Source organism: Bradyrhizobium sp. Kon69, assembly GCF_055807515.1.
Genome location: NZ_JBVVOS010000113.1, coordinates 1 through 459, shown reverse-complemented (window position 1 = coordinate 459; position 459 = coordinate 1). Strand labels below are relative to the sequence as shown.

1 protein-coding gene is annotated in these 459 nt (G+C 42.7%); it reads right to left on the bottom strand.

The genetic code is table 11. From position 1 onward, the window contains the following. Positions 1–406, bottom strand: a 406-nt coding sequence (locus tag AC0L3U_RS38450) for a hypothetical protein (protein ID WP_473364969.1), incomplete at its 3' end; no start/stop codon positions are given. Positions 407–459 lie beyond the last annotated feature (53 nt).

The window sequence follows — 459 nt, the reverse complement described above, 5'->3', positions numbered from 1 at the left end:
TATCATACTCAAACTCCTCATAGCTCGGCTCAAGAGTTATAATAGGAGCACGATCGATAAGCCTCGGGCTTAGCGGTTCGGTGGTCATGTCATAGTTTATAGTGCCGATAAACCTCAACGACTCTGGTATCTGAATAAGAGATTCATTTTCGTTAACGCGCAAAGTTCGATCTGACTCAGCGTCAGCCATTCCCATAAAAGGAGCCCAATAGTGTTCAATAGCCGATAAATTCGCCTCATCAAGAACCACCCAAAGTGGTGGAGCACTATGGCAAACTTCAGCCTGACATGACTTTATATAATTATAGAATCCTGTTGGCGCCGGAACCATGCGATTGGAAAGAGGATTAAAGTACCCTATAAGATCACGCTGACTAGTCCAACCACGCCCAACCGATATATTCAATCAAATAGATTGCGAATATACAGATTATGCATCCGATGAAGAGATTATAAAGA